This window comes from Nocardioides dongkuii (assembly GCF_014127485.1).
GTDB classification, from domain to species: Bacteria; Actinomycetota; Actinomycetes; order Propionibacteriales; family Nocardioidaceae; genus Nocardioides; species Nocardioides dongkuii.
Genome location: NZ_CP059903.1, coordinates 2,946,211 through 2,965,318, shown reverse-complemented (window position 1 = coordinate 2,965,318; position 19,108 = coordinate 2,946,211). Strand labels below are relative to the sequence as shown.

At 71.8% G+C, this 19,108-nt stretch carries 21 protein-coding genes; 19 read left to right on the top strand and 2 right to left on the bottom strand.

Features of this window, described 5'->3' with window-relative positions; all coding sequences use genetic code 11:
- The first annotated feature begins 96 nt into the window (after positions 1–96).
- From H4O22_RS14300 to H4O22_RS14265, 8 genes are all read left to right on the top strand, one after another.
- Entirely contained in the window at positions 97–1,356 is a 1,260-nt protein-coding gene (locus H4O22_RS14300; RefSeq protein ID WP_227465450.1) for a TadA family conjugal transfer-associated ATPase, read from the top strand.
- A complete protein-coding gene (locus H4O22_RS14295; protein ID WP_182524046.1) occupies positions 1,356–2,204 on the top strand; it encodes a type II secretion system F family protein in 849 nt (282 codons plus the stop codon). Before H4O22_RS14300 ends, H4O22_RS14295 begins: the two co-directional genes overlap by 1 nt.
- Positions 2,201–3,133 (top strand): type II secretion system F family protein, encoded by a 933-nt coding sequence (locus H4O22_RS14290; protein WP_182524045.1) that lies wholly within the window; start codon positions 2,201–2,203, stop codon positions 3,131–3,133. Before H4O22_RS14295 ends, H4O22_RS14290 begins: the two co-directional genes overlap by 4 nt.
- A gap of 31 nt (positions 3,134–3,164) precedes the next feature.
- Complete coding sequence (locus H4O22_RS14285; RefSeq protein WP_182527256.1) at positions 3,165–3,380, top strand: hypothetical protein; 216 nt, start codon at positions 3,165–3,167, stop codon at positions 3,378–3,380.
- Positions 3,377–3,766: a TadE/TadG family type IV pilus assembly protein gene (locus H4O22_RS14280; RefSeq protein ID WP_182524044.1), complete on the top strand. Its 390-nt coding sequence runs from the start codon at positions 3,377–3,379 to the stop codon at positions 3,764–3,766. The genes H4O22_RS14285 and H4O22_RS14280 overlap by 4 nt, the downstream gene beginning before the upstream one ends.
- On the top strand, positions 3,763–4,212 hold the full coding sequence (locus H4O22_RS14275; protein ID WP_182524043.1) for a hypothetical protein: 450 nt from the start codon (positions 3,763–3,765) through the stop codon (positions 4,210–4,212). The genes H4O22_RS14280 and H4O22_RS14275 overlap by 4 nt, the downstream gene beginning before the upstream one ends.
- A gap of 2 nt (positions 4,213–4,214) precedes the next feature.
- A complete protein-coding gene (locus H4O22_RS14270; RefSeq protein ID WP_182527149.1) occupies positions 4,215–4,655 on the top strand; it encodes a pilus assembly protein TadG-related protein in 441 nt (146 codons plus the stop codon).
- A gap of 100 nt (positions 4,656–4,755) precedes the next feature.
- Complete coding sequence (locus tag H4O22_RS14265; RefSeq protein ID WP_182524042.1) at positions 4,756–5,235, top strand: CAP domain-containing protein; 480 nt, start codon at positions 4,756–4,758, stop codon at positions 5,233–5,235.
- 9 nt (positions 5,236–5,244) lie between these two features.
- Here H4O22_RS14265 and H4O22_RS14260 read toward each other — a convergent pair whose 3' ends face one another.
- The gene (locus tag H4O22_RS14260; RefSeq protein ID WP_227465451.1) at positions 5,245–5,904 is read right to left on the bottom strand and encodes a class F sortase; all 660 of its coding nucleotides are present in this window, start codon (positions 5,902–5,904) and stop codon (positions 5,245–5,247) included.
- Positions 5,905–6,089: 185 nt separating this feature from the next.
- Here H4O22_RS14260 and prfB point away from each other — a divergent pair, with 185 nt between their 5' ends.
- Together prfB and H4O22_RS14250 are read left to right on the top strand one after the other, a co-directional pair.
- On the top strand, positions 6,090–7,208 hold the full coding sequence (gene prfB, locus H4O22_RS14255; protein ID WP_182524041.1) for a peptide chain release factor 2: 1,119 nt from the start codon (positions 6,090–6,092) through the stop codon (positions 7,206–7,208).
- A gap of 35 nt (positions 7,209–7,243) precedes the next feature.
- Positions 7,244–8,113, top strand: coding sequence for a DUF72 domain-containing protein (locus H4O22_RS14250; protein WP_182524040.1), 870 nt, complete (start codon positions 7,244–7,246; stop codon positions 8,111–8,113).
- A 21-nt stretch (positions 8,114–8,134) separates the two neighbouring features.
- Here H4O22_RS14250 and H4O22_RS14245 read toward each other — a convergent pair whose 3' ends face one another.
- The gene (locus tag H4O22_RS14245; RefSeq protein ID WP_182524039.1) at positions 8,135–8,800 is read right to left on the bottom strand and encodes a hypothetical protein; all 666 of its coding nucleotides are present in this window, start codon (positions 8,798–8,800) and stop codon (positions 8,135–8,137) included.
- Positions 8,801–8,863: 63 nt separating this feature from the next.
- Between H4O22_RS14245 and ftsE the strand changes: the two genes are divergently transcribed.
- From ftsE to H4O22_RS14200, 9 genes are all read left to right on the top strand, one after another.
- Entirely contained in the window at positions 8,864–9,553 is a 690-nt protein-coding gene (gene ftsE / locus H4O22_RS14240; protein ID WP_182524038.1) for a cell division ATP-binding protein FtsE, read from the top strand.
- A 53-nt stretch (positions 9,554–9,606) separates the two neighbouring features.
- The gene (ftsX, locus tag H4O22_RS14235; protein ID WP_182524037.1) at positions 9,607–10,518 is read left to right on the top strand and encodes a permease-like cell division protein FtsX; all 912 of its coding nucleotides are present in this window, start codon (positions 9,607–9,609) and stop codon (positions 10,516–10,518) included.
- Between the two features lie 55 nt (positions 10,519–10,573).
- The gene (locus tag H4O22_RS14230) at positions 10,574–11,845 is read left to right on the top strand and encodes a M23 family metallopeptidase (RefSeq protein WP_182524036.1); all 1,272 of its coding nucleotides are present in this window, start codon (positions 10,574–10,576) and stop codon (positions 11,843–11,845) included.
- A gap of 226 nt (positions 11,846–12,071) precedes the next feature.
- Positions 12,072–13,025 (top strand): glycosyltransferase family 2 protein, encoded by a 954-nt coding sequence (locus H4O22_RS14225; protein WP_182524035.1) that lies wholly within the window; start codon positions 12,072–12,074, stop codon positions 13,023–13,025.
- Positions 13,022–13,927 carry a glycosyltransferase family 2 protein gene (locus tag H4O22_RS14220; RefSeq protein ID WP_182524034.1) on the top strand — a complete coding sequence of 302 codons (906 nt, stop codon included), beginning with the start codon at positions 13,022–13,024 and terminating at the stop codon, positions 13,925–13,927. The genes H4O22_RS14225 and H4O22_RS14220 overlap by 4 nt, the downstream gene beginning before the upstream one ends.
- A gap of 6 nt (positions 13,928–13,933) precedes the next feature.
- Positions 13,934–15,127, top strand: a complete 1,194-nt coding sequence (gene glf / locus H4O22_RS14215; protein WP_182524033.1) for a UDP-galactopyranose mutase — start codon at positions 13,934–13,936, stop codon at positions 15,125–15,127.
- Positions 15,124–17,169 (top strand): glycosyltransferase, encoded by a 2,046-nt coding sequence (locus tag H4O22_RS14210; protein ID WP_182524032.1) that lies wholly within the window; start codon positions 15,124–15,126, stop codon positions 17,167–17,169. The genes glf and H4O22_RS14210 overlap by 4 nt, the downstream gene beginning before the upstream one ends.
- Entirely contained in the window at positions 17,162–18,049 is an 888-nt protein-coding gene (locus tag H4O22_RS14205; RefSeq protein WP_182524031.1) for an ABC transporter permease, read from the top strand. The genes H4O22_RS14210 and H4O22_RS14205 overlap by 8 nt, the downstream gene beginning before the upstream one ends.
- Entirely contained in the window at positions 18,049–18,849 is an 801-nt protein-coding gene (locus H4O22_RS14200; RefSeq protein WP_182524030.1) for an ABC transporter ATP-binding protein, read from the top strand. Before H4O22_RS14205 ends, H4O22_RS14200 begins: the two co-directional genes overlap by 1 nt.
- Positions 18,850–19,108 lie beyond the last annotated feature (259 nt).

Below are 19,108 nucleotides of genomic sequence, written 5' to 3'. Positions count from 1 at the left end.
TCCACAGATTCGCCGGAGGGCATGGCGGATGGTGGTGGGGCTGACCTAGTTTCGGTCCCGGGAACCTGACTCGGCGAAACGGGGTCCGTGATGGCGATGACGCACGCCGATGCGCGCGGGGGGCTGGTCGACCAGCTCGACGAGCACGTGCGCGAGCGGGTGCGCCGCGAGGGGATCGACCCGCAGCGCGATGCCCTGGTGGTACGTCGGATCGCGGAGTCGGTGGTGCGCGACCACGACGAGCGCAGCCTGACCGGTGCGGTGCTGCCGGTGCCCGACGCGGGCGCGGTGGTGGGCGAGCTGGTGGCGCGGGTCTCGGGCTACGGCCCGTTGCAGCCGTTCCTCGACGACCCGGCGGTCGAGGAGATCTGGGTGAACGACCCGTCGCGGGTGTTCGTGGCGCGTCACGGGCGGCACGAGCTGACCAACCTGATGCTGAGTGCTGCGCAGGTCGACGAGCTCGTGGAGCGGATGCTGAAGTCGAGCGGGCGGCGGATCGACCTCTCCCAGCCGTTCGTGGACGCGATGCTGCCCGACGGGCACCGGCTGCACGTGGTGCTGCAGGGCATCAGCCGCGGTTTCTCGGCGGTCAACATCCGCAAGTTCGTGCTGCGCGCGACCCGGGTCAGCGACCTGGTCGAGCTCGGCAGCCTGAGCCCGCGGGCCGCGGCGTTCCTGGAGGCGTCGGTGCGGGCCGGGCTCAACATCCTGGTCGCGGGCGCGACGCAGGCTGGGAAGACAACGATGTTGAACTGCCTCGCGGCGGCGATCCCCGGCGGTGACCGGGTGGTCTCCGCCGAGGAGGTCTTCGAATTGCGCTTCCCCCACCCTGACTGGGTGCCGATGCAGACCCGGCAGGCCGGGCTCGAGGGCACGGGGGAGATCCGGCTGCGCGAGCTGGTCAAGGAGAGCCTGCGGATGCGGCCGAGCCGGATCATCGTGGGCGAGGTGCGAGCCGAGGAGTGCCTCGACCTGCTGCTGGCGCTCAACGCGGGGTTGCCGGGCATGTGCACGATCCACGCCAACAGCGCGCGCGAGGCGCTGGTGAAGATGTGCACGCTGCCGCTGCTGGCGGGGGAGAACATCTCGGCCAGGTTCGTCGTTCCCACGGTCGCGGCCTCGGTCGACCTGGTCGTCCACCTCGGCATCGACCAGCACGGCGTACGCCGGGTCAACGAGGTCGTGGGCGTGCCGGGGCGGGTCGAGAACGACATCATCGAGGCCGAGCCGCTCTTCGAGCGCCGGGGCGGGGAACTGCGCCGCACCCGGGGGATGCCGCCGCGGGTCGAGCTCTACGAGCGCGCCGGCATCGACGTGCACCGGCTCCTCTCCGAGACCGCGGAGGACGTCGGCTGATGGGCGCGCTGGTCGGGCTGGGGGTCGGCATCGGGCTGATGCTGGTCTGGTCGGCGTTCGCGCTGCCCCGCCCGACCCGCGACCGGGGCGCGCGGCGTACCTCCGACCTGCTCATCCGCGCCGGGCTCGCCGAGGTCTCGGCGTCCGGGTTCGTGCTGCTGTGCGTCGCCTGCGCCGCGGCCGCGGGACTGGTGGTGCAGGTCGTCTCTCGAACGGCGCCGGTCGCGGTGGTCTTCGCGCTCGCGGCCGGCTACCTCCCGCTCGCCGTGGTCGCAGGCCGAGCCCGGCAGCGGCAGCGCGAGCTCGCCGAGGTGTGGCCGGAGGCCGTGGACAACCTCGCGTCAGCCGTGCGTGCCGGCATGTCGCTGCCCGACGCCCTCGCCGCGCTCGGCACCCGCGGGCCCGAGCCGCTCCAGCCCGCCTTCGACCAGTTCGCCCTCGACTACCAGGTCACCGGCCGCTTCGGGGAGTGCCTCGACCGGCTCAAGGACCGGCTCGCCGACCCGGTCGGCGACCGCGTCGTCGAAGGGCTGCGGATCGCCCGCGAGGTCGGCGGCGGCGAGCTGGGCCGGCTGCTGCGGAACCTGTCGGGCTACCTGCGCGACGAGGCCCGCACCCGCTCCGAGCTCGAGTCGCGCCAGTCCTGGACCGTCAACGGCGCCCGGCTCGCGGTCGCCGCGCCGTGGCTGGTGCTGCTGATGATGTCCTTCCAGCCCGAGGTGATCCAGCGCTACGGCTCGACCACCGGGGTCTTCGTGCTGGGCTTCGGGGCGGCCACCTGCCTGGTCGCCTACCGGCTGATGGTGCGGTTCGGACGGCTCCCGGTCGAACGGCGGATCCTGTCGTGACGCCCGCGGCCTGGGGCGCGGTGCTGGGCGGGCTGCTGGGCTCCGGCCTGGTCCTGGTCGTCGCCCGGGCGCTCGCGCTGCGGCGTACGCCGATCGCCGTGCGCGTCCTTCCCTACGTCCGTGACCTGCCGCAGGTGGAGCGGCTCGCCCCGCGCGTCGCCTCCTCGACCCCGGCCGCCGTCGGGGTCTTCGGCCCGGTGCTGAGGTCCGCGGCCGAGCTCGTCGAGCGCACGCTCGGCGGGGCCGCCTCCGTCCGCCGCCGGCTCGAGCGCGCCGGCATCGACGCGACCGTCCACGACTTCCGCGTGGAGCAGGTGCAGTGGGGCCTGGCCGGCTTCGGCGTCGCCGCGGCGTACGCGCTGGTGAAGGCGCTCACCGACCCCGGCGGCGTCGCGCTCGGGCTGGTGCTCTGCGTCGCCGGCTTCGTGGTCGGCGTGCTCGCGCGGGACCAGCACCTCTCCGCCCAGGTGACCGCGCGCGAGCGCCGGGTCCTCGCGGAGTTCCCGACCATCGCCGAGCTGCTCGCGCTCGCCGTGGCCGCCGGCGAGGGACCCGCCGCCGCCCTCGACCGCGTCGTACGACGCAGCGGCGGTGATCTCTCCGACGACCTGGCCCGGGTGCTGGCGGCCGTCCGCACCGGCGAGCCGGTCTCCAGCGCCTTCGACCGGCTCGCCGCCACCACCGGCGTGCCGCTCGTCGCCCGGTTCGCGCAGGGCATCGCGGTCGCCGTCGAGCGCGGCACCCCGCTCGCCGACGTGCTGCACGCCCAGGCCGCCGACGTCCGCGAGGCCGGACGCCGCGAGCTCATCGAGGTCGCCGCCCGCAAGGAGGTCCTGATGATGGTCCCGGTGGTCTTCCTCGTGCTGCCGGTGACCGTGCTCTTCGCCTTCTGGCCCGGCGTGCTCGGGCTCTCCCTCACCGCCCCCTGACCCCCGCAGCGCCGACAGAACGGACCCCGCCATGCACCGACTCCTCCTCTCCCTCCTCCGGGCCCAGGCGCTCGTCGTCCTGGTGCTCACCGCGCCCCGGCGCCGCGACGACCGCGACGAGCGCGGCGACGTGCCCGGCTGGGTGATGATCGTGGTGATGACCGCGAGCCTGGTGGCCGTGCTGACCGCCGCGGCGCGACCTCAGCTCAAGAGCATGCTGGACGAGGCGCTCAGCTCGGTGCGGTGAGCGGCCCGCGACGCCGCGACGAGCGGGCCGCCGCGGTCGTCGACCTCGTCCTGGTCCTCGTGGTGCTGGTGCCGCTCGTCCTCGGGATCATCCAGGTCGCGCTGGTGATGCACGTGCGCAACACCCTCGCGGCCGCGGCGGCCGAGGGGGCCCGGTACGCCGCGACGGCCGACCGCGGTCCGGGCGAGGGTGAGGCGCTCACCCGGCGGCAGATCGACGAGGCGGTGGCGGGCCGATTCGCCCGCGACATCTCCGTCGGGCGCACGTCCGTGGGAGGCCGGCCCGCGGTGGTGGTGACGGTGCGGGCCACGGTGCCGGCGCTGGGGCTCGGCGGTCCCGGCGTCGAGCTCGAGGTCACCGGCCACGCGATCGAGGAGCAGCCGTGACCCGCCGGCGTACGCCGCGGCGCGACGAGGCGGGCACGGCGCTGATCGAGCTGGTCTGGCTCGGGATCCTGCTGCTGGTGCCGCTGCTGTGGATCGTGCTGTCGGTCTTCGAGGTCCAGTCCGGGGCGTACGGCGTGAGCTCGGCCGCGCGGGCCGCCGGCCGGGCCTACGCGCTCGCCCCGACCGACGCCGCCGGGCAGGCACAGGCCGAAGCCGCGGCCCGCCAGGCGCTGGTCGACCAGGGGCTGCCCGACGCGCCGGTGCAGGTGACGGTGACCTGCGCGCCGTACCCCCGGGACTGCCACAGCGGCACCTCGGTGATCACCGTCCGCGTCCGGTCGCGGGTCGACCTGCTGATCCCGGACGTCCTGGGCGGCGGACGACCCGCGTTCGCGCTGGACGCCACGCACGCGGTGCCGATCGGGCAGTACCAGGAGGTCGGGTGAGCATGCGGAGAGGTCGCGACGAACAAGGCCAGGTCAGCCTGCTGATCATCGGGTTCGCCGGCGTCATCGCCATGGTGATCGCGGTCGTGGTCGACGCGTCCGCGGCGTACCTCCAGCGCTCTGGGCTGGACACCCTCGCCGACGGGGCGGCCCTGCACGGCGCCGACCTGGGGGCGACGGGGGAGGACGTCTACACCGGCGGGCTGCCCGAGGAGCGGCTGGCGCTGACCGAGCCCGCGGTCCGCGCCGCGGTGGGCGACTACCTGCGCCGGGTCGGGGCGCACCGCAGCTACCCCGGCCTCACCTTCACGGTCGCGGTCGACGGCGCCGAGTCGGTGACGGTTCGGATCAGCGCGCCGCTCGACCTTCCCCTCAGGTTCCCCGGCTCGCCTGCCGACACCACGGTCAGCGCCACGGGCTCCGCGGTGTCGACTGTCGACTGAGTGGTATCCAGCGGTCCGGGGACCGGGCTTTGTGAAGATCCTGCGAAGAACCTGCAGAATTCCTCTAGGAACCTCAGCTCCCGCCGTACTCCCTGGCGTGATGTGGTTCATGCGAGCGGCGGTGGCCGCCTTCCTGGTCCTGACCCTGGGTGCCCTCGTGCCCTCGGCCTCGTCGGCGAGCGATGCCCCGACCGGCGAGCGACGAGCGTCGAAGGTGCTCTACGCCCAGACCGCGCACGCCGCGACCAACGTGGTGCGCACGGTCCGCGGCCTCAAGCCCCTCGGCCGGATCCGCTGCCTGCAGCGGATGGCCAACAAGCAGGCGGGCGCGATGGCCCGGCGCGAGTCGATGTTCCACCAGGACCTCGGCCCGGTCCTGCGGCGCTGCCGGCTCTCCACGGCGGGCGAGAACGTCGCCTACGGGTTCTCGAGCGGCACCGCCGTCGTGGACGCGTGGATGGCGTCCCCCGGCCACCGCGCGAACATCCTCAAGAAGGACTACCGGCTGATGGGGATCGCGGCCCGCCGCAGCGACAGCGGCCAGTGGTTCGTCGCGCAGGTCTTCGGCCGCCGGGCCTGAGCCACCCGCTCAGCCCACCGGCTCGGCGACCACCACGACGTTGCTGAGGTAGCGGCTCCCGTCCCAGTCCTCGCAGGTGATCAGCACCAGCCGGCCGGGCACCTCCTGGCTGAACAGGCGCTCGGCCTCCTGGGCCACCGAGCCCTTGCTGAACACCCGGACCCGCTGCACGACGTACTGGATCCGCTGCTCGTGACCGGTGCGTACGACGACCTCGTCGCCCGCCTCGAGGGTCTCCAGGTCGTCGAGCGCGCCGCCGCCGGTGTGCACGGTGTGGCCCGTGACCAGGGCGCTGCCGGTCTTCGCCCCCGGCATCGCGCCCGCGGACCACCAGCCGAGCTGCTGGGGGTCGTTCGGCGGGACGAGGGTGTTGCCCTGCGTGGTGATCGGGATGACCGGCGCGACCACGCCGAGGGACGGGATCCGCACCTGGTCGGGCGTGCCGGGCTTCCAGGACGCGGCGACCTGCCGCAGCACGGTGCCGGCGACCGTCGCGCTGGGCGGCGCGGTCGTGGTCGTGGAGGGGCTCGTGTCCGTCACGGTTCGCGGCGAGTCGGGCTCGGCGGCCTGGACGGCCCACGCGAGGAGGCCCGCCACCAGGAGGGCGACGCCGAGCGCGACGACGGGCCAGAAGACCCGGCTGGGCGCGCGGTGCATGGTGGAACGCATGGTGACGACTCCTGAGCTGGGCCGGATCCCCCCGGCGTTGCCTTCCGACCCGTCTGCTCGAGCACGGGGTACCCCAGTCGATACCGCCCGGCCGCCGGGCGGAAACGCCACCCCCTGGTGGTCTGGACCAGCGTGCGTCCCTCCCTTTCGACACCGTCGCGCCCCGGCCCGTAACCTTGGTCCTTGTGGCAGGCACTGATTACGACGTCGAGATCAAGCAGCTCCAAGCGACCATGCGCACGATCGAGCAGGTGCTCGACATCGACGGCATGCGCCGGGAGATCGCGGACCTCGGCGAGCAGGTGGCCGCGCCCGACCTGTGGGACGACCAGGCCAACGCGACCCGCGTGACCGGTCGGCTCTCCGACCTGCAGGGCCAGGTCGACCGGTTCGCCGAGCTCTCCACCCGGATCGAGGACCTCGGCCTGATGGTCGAGCTCGGCACCGAGGAGGGCGACGCCGACACCCTGGCGGACGCCGAGCGCGAGCTGGTGAAGATCAAGAAGGCGGTCGAGGGCCTCGAGGTCCGCACCCTGCTCTCCGGTGAGTACGACGCCCGCGAGGCGCTGATCACGATCCGCTCCGGCGCCGGCGGGGTGGACGCCGCCGACTTCGCCGAGATGCTGATGCGGATGTACACGCGCTGGGCCGAGCAGCACAAGTACCCCGTCGAGGTCTTCGACACCTCCTACGCCGAGGAGGCCGGCCTGAAGTCGGCGACCTTCGCGGTGCACGCGCCGTACGCCTACGGCACGCTGAGCGTCGAGGCCGGCACCCACCGGCTGGTGCGGATCAGCCCGTTCGACAACCAGGGCCGCCGGCAGACGTCGTTCGCCGCCGTCGAGGTGGTCCCGGTGCTCGAGCAGACCGACGAGATCGACGTCCCCGACGAGGAGATCCGCGTCGACGTCTACCGCTCCGGCGGCCCGGGCGGCCAGTCGGTCAACACCACCGACTCCGCGGTCCGGCTCACGCACATCCCCACCGGCACGGTGGTCAGCTGCCAGAACGAGAAGAGCCAGCTGCAGAACAAGGCCAGCGCGATGGTGGTGCTCAAGGCCAAGCTGCTCGCGCGGAAGAAGGCCGAGGAGAAGGCGCACCTCGACGAGATGCGCGGCGACGTCCAGGCGTCGTGGGGCGACCAGATGCGCAACTACGTGCTGAACCCCTACCAGGTCGTCAAGGACCTGCGCACCGGCTTCGAGGCCGGCAACCCCAGCTCGGTCTTCGACGGCGACCTCGACGGGTTCCTCGAGGCCGGCATCCGCTGGCGCCGGGGCATCGAGAAGGCCGCCGAGAACTAGCCGACAACCGGCCCGGCGCTGGGTACCCGCTGCCCATGGGTGAGATCCGGGTGGGCATCTCCGGCTGGACGTACGCCGGATGGCGCGGCGACTTCTACCCGCAGGGGCTGGTCCAGAAGCGCGAGCTGGCGTACGCCGCGGAGCGGCTCGGGTCGGTCGAGATCAACGGCTCCTTCTACTCCCTGCAGCGCCCCACGTCCTACGCGCGGTGGCGGGCGGAGACCCCCGACGACTTCGTGTTCGCGGTCAAGGGCGGCCGGTTCATCACGCACATGAAGCGGCTGCGCGACGTCGAGACGCCGCTGGCGAACTTCCTGGCCAGCGGCGTCCTCGCGCTCGGGCCCAAGCTCGGCCCGCTGCTGTGGCAGCTGCCGGAGAACCTGGCGTACGACGAGGCCGTGGCGCGCGACTTCTTCGCGATGCTGCCGCGCACCCACCGCGAGGTCGCGGCGATCGCGCGGCGGCACGACGCCAAGGTGCCCGAGGACCGCGCGCTCACCGTGGCCGAGGAGGCCGAGCTGGACCGGCCGGTGCGGCACGCGCTGGAGTTCCGCAGCGAGACCTGGTGCACCGACGCGGCGTTCGCCCTGATGCGGGAGCACGACGTGGGCTGCGTGATCGCCGACACCGCGCGGCGCTTCCCGATGGCCGAGGCGGTGACCAGCGACCTGGTCTACGTGCGGCTGCACGGCGACACCGAGCTCTACACGAGCGGGTACGGCGACGCCGCCCTCCGCCGGTGGGCCGACAAGTGCCGGGCCTGGGCGGAGGACGGCGGGACCGTGGGTGGCGAGCAGGTGGTCGTCTACTTCGACAACGACGCGAAGGGGTTCGCCCCCCACGACGCGATGGCGCTTCAGGACCTCCTGCGGAGCCGGGGCTCGACCAGCGACGGCGGCGCGTAGCCCCGGTCGGCCTCGTCTGCGCTACTCGCCGGGGGTGCTGGCGTCGGTGGCGGCGGCCACCAGGACGCTCGCGCACCAGCGGCTCGTGCGGTCGGCGAGCCGGCCCGGGGTGGTGTCGGAGGACGCCGGGACCCGCAGCGAGCAGGAGAGCCACGCGTCGCCCCACAGCCCGCCGTACGCCGCCTCGCGCGAGCGCCCGGCCTCGCACAGGACGCCGGCCGACGGCGTACCGAAGGAGGCCGCGTCGGGGAGCCGTGCGCAGCCGTCGGCGCGCAGCGCGTCGCGGGCCAGCTCGCGGGCCTGTCCCGGGGTCACCGGGGGAGCGAAGACCCAGCCGCGGGCCACGGTGCCGTCGGCGGCGGTCCAGGCGCAGCCGTGCTCGTGCGCGACGTCGGTGACGCCGGCGCCCAGGGCGACCCGGTCGCCGTCGTCGTACGCCGCGGCGCGGCTCGGCTCCGCCCCGAGCGCCTCGGCGACCCGCTCGGGGGCGACCGCGGCGCAGAACCCCGCCCGGCGCACGGCGAGCGCGTCGGTGTCCAGCTCCGCCAGCGGGGTGCTGGTGGGGACCGGCGCCGGGGGAGCGGCGGCGTCGTCCTCCGCGGCCGGACCGGAGCCCAGGGTGCCCACCGCGACGACCAGCGCGGTGGCCGCGGCGGCGCCGACGAGGGCGCGGAGGACGGGAGGCACGCGCACACCCTAGGCAGGGGCGGGTTTGCCGGGCCCCCGGGCGGCTCGCGTACCGTCGTTCCCGTGATTCGCTTCGAGAAGGTCACCAAGACCTACCCCGGCACCGCGAGCCCCGCGCTCGACCAGGTGTCCGTGGACGTCGACAAGGGCGAGTTCGTCTTCCTGGTCGGCACGTCGGGGTCGGGCAAGTCCACCGCCCTGCGCCTGGTGCTGCGCGAGACCCGCCCGACCTCGGGCCGCGTCTACGTCGCCGGCAAGGAGATCAACCGGCTGGCCGCCTGGAAGGTGCCCCGCCTGCGCCGCCAGATCGGCACCGTCTTCCAGGACTTCCGGCTGCTGCCCAACAAGACCGTGAGCGAGAACGTCGCGTTCGCGCTGCAGGTGATCGGCCGGTCGCGCTCCGACATCCGCAGCCTGGTGCCCGAGACCCTGGAGCTGGTCGGCCTCGACGGCAAGGGCGACCGGATGCCCGACGAGCTGTCGGGCGGCGAGCAGCAGCGGGTCGCGATCGCCCGGGCGTTCGTGAACCGGCCGATGATCCTGATCGCCGACGAGCCCACCGGCAACCTCGACCCGTCGACCTCGGTCGGGATCATGAAGCTGCTCGACCGGATCAACCGCACGGGCACCACCGTCGTCATGGCCACCCACGACCACGGGATCGTCGACCAGATGCGCAAGCGCGTCATCGAGCTCGACCACGGCCGGGTCGTGCGCGACCAGGCGCAGGGCGTCTACGGCTTCCAGCACTGACCGGGCGGCGCACCCGCCGTACCCCTCCCTCTCCCAGGAGCTCTCCCACCCCCATGCAGCTGCGCTACGTGTTCACCGAGCTCGGCCAGGGCCTGCGTCGCAACCTGTCGATGCACATCGCCGTCGTGCTGACCATGTTCGTCTCGCTGACCCTGGTCGGCCTCGGCGTGCTGCTCTACGAGCAGGCCGGCGCGACCGAGGAGTACTACGGCAACGAGCTCCAGATCGCCGTCACGCTGTGCCGTGACAACGACAGCGAGCCGTCGTGCGCCGGCGAGGCCACCGACGCCCAGATCGCGGCGGTCCAGGAGGTCATCGACGACAACCCCGAGGTCGAGGACTCCCGCTTCGAGACCAAGGAGCAGGCCTTCGAGAAGCTCAAGCAGCTCTACGACGAGGAGCTGTTCGAGGGACCGGACGCCGCGATCACCGCCGACGACATGCCGCAGTCGATCTGGGTCACGCTCGTCGACCCGCAGAAGTACGAGGGGATCACCAGCGCCGTGAGCGGGCTGGACGGCGTCTCCACGATCAACGACCAGCGCGACCTGGTGCGACCGATCTTCGACACCGTGGACGTGCTGCAGGTGGGCTCGTTCGGCATCGCGGCGTTCCTGGTGCTCGCGGCGCTGATGCTGGTCGCGAACACGATCCGGCTGGCGGCGTTCGCGCGCCGCAAGGAGATCGGCATCATGCGGCTGGTCGGGGCGTCCACGCTCTACATCGCGCTGCCGTTCCTCCTGGAGGCGCTCGTGATCGCGCTGGTGAGCGTGCTGATGGCGGGCGGCGCGCTGACCGCGCTGATGAAGTTCGGCGTCATCGACCAGCTCGGCGAGTCGCTGCAGTTCATCCCGTGGATCGGCTGGAGCGAGTTCGGGACCGCGCTCGCGGTGGTCGCCGTCCTGGGTCCGGTGCTGACGCTGCTGCCGACACTCCTGCTCACGCGCAAATACCTCAAAGTCTGATCGCCGCGGGATACCTTCGAGCTGCTCGCTTCCCCGCAACTTGAAGGCAGACCCGGTGCGCTACTTCCCCAGCGCCTCGCGCTCCCGCCTGGCCGCAGCCGTTCTGGCCTGCGCGCTCGGCGGTGGCGTCGTGGCAGTTCCCCTCGCCCAGGCCGCCGACGGCGACGACCTGAAGAAGGAGCAGCGCGACGTCGAGCGCCAGGTCGAGCACGCCCAGGAGGACCTCGAGCACTCCAGCGGGCAGGTACGCCGCGCGACCGCCCGCCTCGACGCCGCCAAGTCGGCGCTGAGCGCCGCGAAGGGCGAGCTCGCCGTGGCCCGCGCCAAGCTGGCGGCCGCCCAGGCGCACGACGCCGAGATGAAGCTCAAGCTCGAGGAGGCCGTCGCCCGCCTGGAGCGGGCCCGCGCCGACCTGGTCGCCGGCCAGCAGGCCGTCGCCGGCCAGCGCGAGCGGCTCGTCGACCGGGTGACCTCGATCTACGAGCAGGGCGACACCCGGCTCACCGCGCTGTCCTCGATCCTGGACGCGCAGGACCCCAACGACCTGGTGCGCCGGATGCAGGCCAACACCACGATGATCGCCAAGGAGGACGGCCAGCTCGACGAGCTGCGCGCCACCGAGGTGCTGCTCCGGGTCCGCGAGACCCGGGTCGAGGAGGCCCAGCAGGCGGTGGCCGAGCAGCGGGCCGCCGCGGCCGAGCAGCTCGTCGTCGTCCAGGGGCTGCACGAGGAGGCCGCCGCGGCCAGGGTCCGGGTCAGCGGGCTCTACGTCGACGCCCGCGCCGCCCGCGTGGACGCCTGGGACGCGCGGCGCGCGGACCGCGCCGCCCTGCAGCAGCTGCGCCAGCGCGAGGCGCGGATCAAGGAGCAGATCCTCGCCGCCGCCCGCCGCGCCGCCCAGCGCGGTGGCGGCTACCAGGGCGCCAGCGGCGGCTTCCTGAGCTCACCGGTCTCGGGCGCGTCGGTGACCTCGCCGTTCGGCTACCGCGAGCACCCGATCTACCACTACTGGGGCCTGCACGACGGCACCGACTTCGGCGCCGGCTGCGGCACCCCGCTCCGCGCGGTCGCCGACGGCACCGTGATGTCGTCGTACTTCTCCTCGGTCTACGGCAACCGGCTCTACCTCAACGTCGGTCGCGCCAACGGCACCTTCCTCACCGCCGTCTACAACCACGCGACCCACTACACGGTCTCGCCGGGCCAGCGGGTCCAGCGCGGCCAGGTCGTCGGGTACGTCGGGTCCACCGGCTGGTCGACCGGCTGCCACCTGCACTTCACGATCCTGGCCAACGGCTCCGCGGTGAACCCCGCCAACTGGCTCTGACGCCGCTCGACCGGTGGTCGAGTCCGGTGGTCGAGCAGGGAAGGCGCGCAGCGCCTGACCGTTGTCGAGACCGGGTGGGCCGACGTACGGCGGTGGTCGGGGTGGGCGCGGATGTTGCGGGGGTCTCGACACCGCTCGTCGCTGGCGCTCCTCGCTGCTCGACCACCGGGCGCTGCTCGACCACCGGGCGTCGCTCGACCGCCGGCGGGGTCTCTAGGGTGTGCGCGTGAGCGATGAGGCGGGCGACCGGCCCCGGGTGGTGGCGGTGGTGGTGACCTTCGACCGGCTCCCGCTGCTGCAGCGGCTGCTGGCCCGGCTCGACGAGGTCGACGGGCTGGCCGAGGTGCTGGTCGTCGACAATGCCTCGACCGACGGCACGGGGGAGTGGCTGGCCGGGCTGGGTGACCGGGACGCCGGCGACGACAAGCCGATGACCCCGGTGCTGGCGCGGACCCTGACCGAGAACCGCGGCGGCGCGGGCGGCTTCCACGACGGGCTCGCCTGGGCCGTGGAGCGCGGCGCCGACCTGGTGTGGCTGATGGACGACGACGGGCTGCCGGACCGCGGCTGCCTCGACCTGCTGCTCGCGCATCGCGGCGAGCTCGACTTCTGGGGGCCGGTCGTCGTGGACGAGGCCGACCAGGACCGCCTGGTCTTCCCGATCCGGCTGCCGGGCGGCACCCGCGTGGTGCACCGCCTCGACGACGTGGCGGCCGCCGCGACCGACGGGCTGATCCGCGACGTGGTCATCCCGTTCAACGGGGTGCTCGTGACCCGCGAGCTCGTCGAGCGGATCGGGCTGCCGCGCGAGGAGTTCTTCATCTGGGGCGACGACCACGAGTACCGCCTCCGCGCCGAGCGCGCCGGCGGCCGGGTCGCGACCGTCGTGGGCAGCCGGGTGCTGCACCCGAGCGTCGGCGACCTCGGCACCCCGATGGCGTTCGGCCGCACGACGTACAACCACAGCCCGAGCGACCTCAAGCACTACTGCATGGCCCGCAACAACCTGCTCAACCTCCGCGAGTACCGCGGCTGGCCGCACGCGCTCGCGTTCGTCGCCAAGACGCTGTGGTTCTACACCCTCACCCGCCCGCAGCCCGCGCGGCTGCGGCTCAGCGTGCAGGCCTGGTACGCCGCCCTCCGCGGCGACTTCACCGGCCACCGGCGGTTCCTCCGGTGACCGGGGCCGAGACCGTCGCCGTCGTCGTGGTGACCTACAACCGCGCCGACCTGCTGGCCCGGATGCTCCGCGGGCTCGCCGCGCTCGACCACGCCCCCGACGCGGTCATCGTGATCGACAACGCCAGCACCGACCACACCCCGCAGGTGCTGGCCGACGCCGCGCTGCCGGGGCTGCAGGTGATCCGCACCGCGGAGAACCTCGGCGGCGCCGGTGGCTTCCACCTCGGCATGCGCACGGCGTACGAGCGCGGCTTCGACCGGATCTGGCTGATGGACGACGACGTCGTGCCCGCGCCCGACTGCCTGGGCGTGCTGATGGCGACCGACGAGCCGTGCCTGATGGCGGTGCGCGAGGACCTCGAGGGCCGCCTGGTCGAGAAGGCCGCGACCCGCTTCGACCTCGACAACCCGCTCGCGCTGCGGCCCAAGACCGCCATGGTCGAGACGGCGTACGGCGAGCGCGCGCGGATGCCCGCGCTGGTCGAGGTGGAGAACGTCGCGTTCGAGGGGTTCATGGTGCGCCGCGACGTCGTGGAGCGGGTCGGCCTGCCCGACCCGTCGTACTTCATCTTCTACGACGACGTCGACTACGCCCTGCGCGTCCGGCGGGCCGGCTACCGGATCTGGGCGGTCCGCGACGCGGTGCTGGTCCGCCAGCTCTCCTTCGACCAGCAGCACGACCTGGCCGGGTGGAAGGGCTTCTACATGTACCGCAACCTGTTCGTGGTGCACCTGCGGTACGGCGGCAACGTGCTGGTCCGGCTCAAGCCCTGGCTGCTCACCGCGGCGGTCGTGCTGCTCAGCCCGCTGCGCGGCGGGCGGGGTGAGGCGCGCAACGTGATCCGGGCCATGGCCTCGGCGCGGGGGATGCGGGCACTCCCTCCGTCGTCCGTAGACTGACGGATCGTGTCCTCCCCTGATTCCGCCGCGCTCCCGGACCTGGTCGTCGTCGGCTCCGGCTTCTTCGGCCTGACCGTCGCCGAGCGCTGCGCCAGCGAGCTGGGCCTCAAGGTGCTGGTGCTCGAGCGCCGCCACCACCTCGGGGGCAACGCGTACAGCGAGATCGACCCCGAGACCGGGATCGAGGTGCACGTCTACGGCACCCACCTCTTCCACACCTCGAACACCAAGGTGTGGGAGTACGTCAACCGGTTCACCGACTTCACCGGCTACCAGCACCGGGTGTTCGCGAAGTACCAGGGGCAGGTCTACTCCTTCCCGATGAACCTGGGCCTGATCAACCAGTTCTTCGGGAAGTCGCACACCCCCGACGAGGCGCGGGCGCTGATCGCCGAGCAGGCCAGCGAGATCGCCACCGCGGACGCCACCAACCTCGAGGAGAAGGCGATCTCCCTCATCGGGCGCCCGCTCTACGAGGCCTTCGTCAAGGGCTACACCGCCAAGCAGTGGCAGACCGACCCCACGGAGCTCAGCGCGGACATCATCACGCGCCTCCCGGTCCGCTACACCTTTGACAACCGCTACTTCAACGACACCTACGAGGGCCTCCCGGTCGACGGCTACACGGCCTGGCTGGAGCGGATGGCCGACCACCCGAACATCGAGGTCCGCCTCGAGACCGACTTCTTCGCGGTGGCCGACGAGTTCAGGGGCAAGGTCCCGATCGTCTACACCGGCCCCGTCGACGAGTACTTCGACAACGCCGAGGGCCGGCTGTCCTGGCGCACCATCGACCTCGAGCGCGAGACCGTCGACGTCGACGACTACCAGGGCACCGGCGTGGTGAACGCCAACGACGAGGACGTCCCGTGGACGCGGGTGCTGGAGTTCAAGCACCTGCACCCCGAGCGCACCTACCTGCCGGGCAAGTCGATCGTGGTGCACGAGTACAGCCGGTTCGCGGAGGAGGGCGACGAGCCCTACTACCCGGTGAACACCGCCGCCGACCGCGAGAAGCTGCTCAAGTACCGCGAGCGCGCGAAGCGGGAGCCGATGGTCCTCTTCGGGGGTCGGCTCGGCACCTACAAGTACCTCGACATGCACATGGCGATCGGCTCGGCCCTGTCGATGTTCGAGAACAAGCTCCGGCCGCACTTCGCCGAAGGCGCGCCCCTGACGAGCGGAGGAGTGGACGAGTGACCACCAGCCCGACGACCGCCCCGGCGGCCACCCACACCACGCCCGGCACGGTGACCCGGCTGCTCCAGCGGCAGATCCTCCCGATCGACCGCGACACCGACGTGTTCCCGCTCTATGTCGACCTCGAGGACGTCAAGCTCGACACCGACCGCTTCGAGGTCGGTGGCGACAAGGCCGCCAAGGACCTCAACAACGCCGCGATCCGCCAGTCGACCTCGACCGGGCGCAAGCTGCACCCCGACCAGATCCGCTCGCGCACCGCGCTGCAGCTCGAGCCGTCGCAACTGCTGTCCTTCGGCACCTACTTCAACGCCTTCCCGGCGTCGTACTGGCGCCGGCACACGGTCGTCACGCAGGTGCAGCTCTCCGTCACGGTCCGCGGCGCCGGGTCGACCGTCACCGTCTACAAGTCGATGGCGCGCGGCCACTCCCAGCGGGTCGACTCGGCCCAGACCGGCGAGGACGCCGAGGGCACGTTCACCTTCGACCTGTCCCTGAAGCCGTTCGTCGACGGCGGCTGGTACTGGTACGACGTCGTCGCGGGCGACCACGGCTGCACGGTCGAGGGCGCCGAGTGGACCGCGGAAGTCTCGGCCGACCGCGCCGAGCACGGCACCGTCGACGTCTGCATCACCACGATGCTGCCTGACATGAGCGCCCAGCTGCTGGGCCAGCTCGGCGCCGCCGAGGAGCTGCAGCCCTACCTCGACACGGTCTTCGTCATGGACCAGGGCAAGGACAAGGTCACCGACAGCGAGTACTTCCCCGCCGCGCGTGCGGGCCTCGGCGAGAAGCTCCACGTCATCGTCCAGGGCAACCTGGGCGGGTCCGGCGGGTACGCCCGCGGCCAGCTCGAGAGCGTCCGCAAGGGCACCGCGACGTACGCGATGATGATGGACGACGACGTGGTCTGCGAGCCGGAGGGCGTGATCCGCGCGGTCACCTTCGGCGACCTCGCCAAGCGCCCGACCATCGTCGGCGGCCACATGTTCAACCTCTACAGCCGCGCCCAGCTGCACTCGTTCGGCGAGATCGTCCAGCCGTGGCGCTTCTGGTGGCAGACCCGCCTCGACGGCTACGCCCAGTGGGACTTCGCCGCGCGCAACCTGCGCTCGTCCCGGTGGCTGCACAAGCGCGCCGACGTGGACTTCAACGGCTGGTTCATGTGCCTGATCCCGCGCGTGGTCCTCGAGGAGGTCGGCCTCTCGCTGCCCGTCTTCATCAAGTGGGACGACTCGGAGTTCGGGCTCCGGGCCAAGCAGGCGGGCTACCCGACGGTGTCCTTCCCCGGTGCCGCCGTCTGGCACGTGCCGTGGACCGACAAGAACGACGGCGTGGACTGGCAGTCCTACTTCCACCACCGCAACCGGATCATCGCTGCGCTGCTCCACTCGCCCTACGAGCGTGGCGGGCGGATGGTGCGCGAGAGCCTCAACCACCAGGTCAAGCACCTCGCCTCGCTGCAGTACTCGACGGCCGAGCTGCGGCACCTGGCGATGGAGGACGTGCTGCGCGGCCCGCACGCCCTGCACGGCGAGCTGGCCACCAAGCTGGGCGAGATCAACGCCTTCCGCAAGCAGTTCACCGACGCCCAGCTGCACATCGACCGCGACGAGCTGCCGCCGGTGCGGCGCAAGAAGCCGCCCAAGAAGGGCAAGGCCGACATCGAGATCCCGAGTCGGCTGAGCACCCTCGTCGCCGCCGGCCTGGCGCCGCTGCGCCAGCTGCGACCGGTGCGGGAGATGGCCACCGAGTACCCCGAGACCGAGCTCACCGCGATGGACGCGGCCTGGTACAACCTCGTGAAGTACGACTCGGCCGTGGTCTCGATGAACGACGGCTCGTCGGTCGCGTTCTACCGGCGCGACCCGGCCCGCTACCGCGACCTGCTCAAGCGGACCATCGACATCCACCGCCGCTTCCACCGCGAGTGGCCCGAGCTCGCCGTCCAGTACCGCGAGGCGCTGGGCGAGATCACCTCGCCGGAGGCCTGGGAGCGCACCTTCGCCCCGTGGACGGATGGTGCGGCCGGCGATGAGTGAGACCGCCACGCAGCCGCACGTGGTCCACGCGCCGCTGACGAACCCGGCGCCGACCGCGGGCCTGCTCGAGGTCTTCCGCCGGCGCTACCTGCTCAAGCTGCTGGTACGCCGGGAGATCAGCGCGCGCTACCAGTCCTCGCTGCTGGGCTTCCTCTGGTCCTACCTGAACCCGCTCTCCCAGCTGTTCATCTACTGGTTCGTGATGGGCGCGATCATCGGTCGCGACAGCGTCCAGATGTTCGCCGTGCACGTGTTCTGCGGGCTGATCGTCGTGCAGTTCTTCGTGGAGACCTTCAACGCCGGCACCCGCTCGATCGTGCGGAACAAGGCGCTGGTGCGGAAGATGGCGATGCCACGGGAGATGTTCCCGGTGGCCTCGATGCTGGTCTCGCTCTACCACATCGGCCCGCAGCTGCTGATCCTCGCGTTCATCTGCGCGCTGTGCGGCTGGACGCCCGACCCGACGTACATGCTCGGGTTCCTGCTGGCGCTGGTGATCATCGCGACGATCGGGCTGGCCCTCGCGCTGATGTTCAGCATCGCCAACGTGTTCCTGCGCGACGTCGGCAGCTTCGTGAACATCCTGACCAACTTCGTGCGTTTCGGCGTCCCGATGATCTACCCCTACACGCTGGTCGAGGAGCGGTTCGGCGCGGTCGCGCCGTACTACCTGTGGAACCCGATCGCGGACGCCGTGCTGCTGGTGCAGCAGGCGTTCTGGGTGGGCACCACCGACGACCCCGCGAAGACCCACGCCGAGCACATCCCCGCCGACCTCTGGACCTACAGCTTCATCGGGGTCGGCGTCGGGCTGGTGCTGCTCGTGATCGGCCAGCTGATGTTCCGCAAGTTCGAGAACAAGGTCCCGGAGCGCCTCTGATGACCTACCCCGACAGCACCTCGATCGTCATCGACGGGGTCACCAAGGAGTTCACGCTCCGCTACCAGCGCACGCTGAAGCAGATGTCGGTGGCGTTCATGAAGGGCCGCGACATCAGCGACACCTTCAAGGCGCTCGACGACGTCTCGTTCACCGTCGAGCAGGGCGAGGCCATCGGGCTGATGGGCCTCAACGGATCCGGCAAGAGCACGCTGCTCAAGCTGGTCCAGGGCGTGATGAGACCGGACGCCGGCCAGGTCCTGACCCGCGGGCGGATCGCCGGCCTGATCGCCACCGGCGCCGGCTTCCACCCCCAGCTCACCGGCCGCGAGAACGTCTTCCTCAACGCCGCGGTGCTCGGCATGACCGAGCAGGAGACCAAGCGGAAGTTCGACGACATCGTCGAGTTCGCCGACATCGGCAGGTTCCTCGAGACCCCGGTCGGCAACTACTCCTCAGGCATGTTCGCCCGGCTCGGCTTCGCGGTCGCGATCCACGTCGACTCCGACATCTTCCTCGCCGACGAGGCCCTCGCCGTCGGCGACCGCCCGTTCAAGAAGAAGTGCATCGAGAAGATGGAGGAGGTCCGCAAGAGCGGGCGCACCCTCTTCTACGTCAGCCACGCGGCCGGCTCGGTCCGCAAGATGTGCAACCGCGTGATCGTGCTCGAGAAGGGCCGGGTCGGCTTCGACGGCGACGTGAACCAGGGCATCAAGTACCTCCGGTACGAGGACGACAACCCGGGTCACGAGCCGGACGCCGACGAGCGCGAGGACGACGAGCTCGGCGCGGACATCTGATCCGTCCCTGAGCGCGACCAGGCGCGACCTTTTCCCGACCCCGGACCCCCGAGGCGGTGGGGGAGGGCGGCGTCGCACGCATGCCCGGACCCCCTCAGAGGGGTGCTGAGGCCTGTCCAGTCAAGTTTGACTTTTCTCGATTCCGTCGGCGTGTCGGGTGGAAATTACACGGTTGTAGTTACTCACGAACTCTTCCGTGCTCGTGTGACTCATGTGAAAGTTGCGGCCAGTGTGAACTTCCCCCGCACCTGAAGGACCC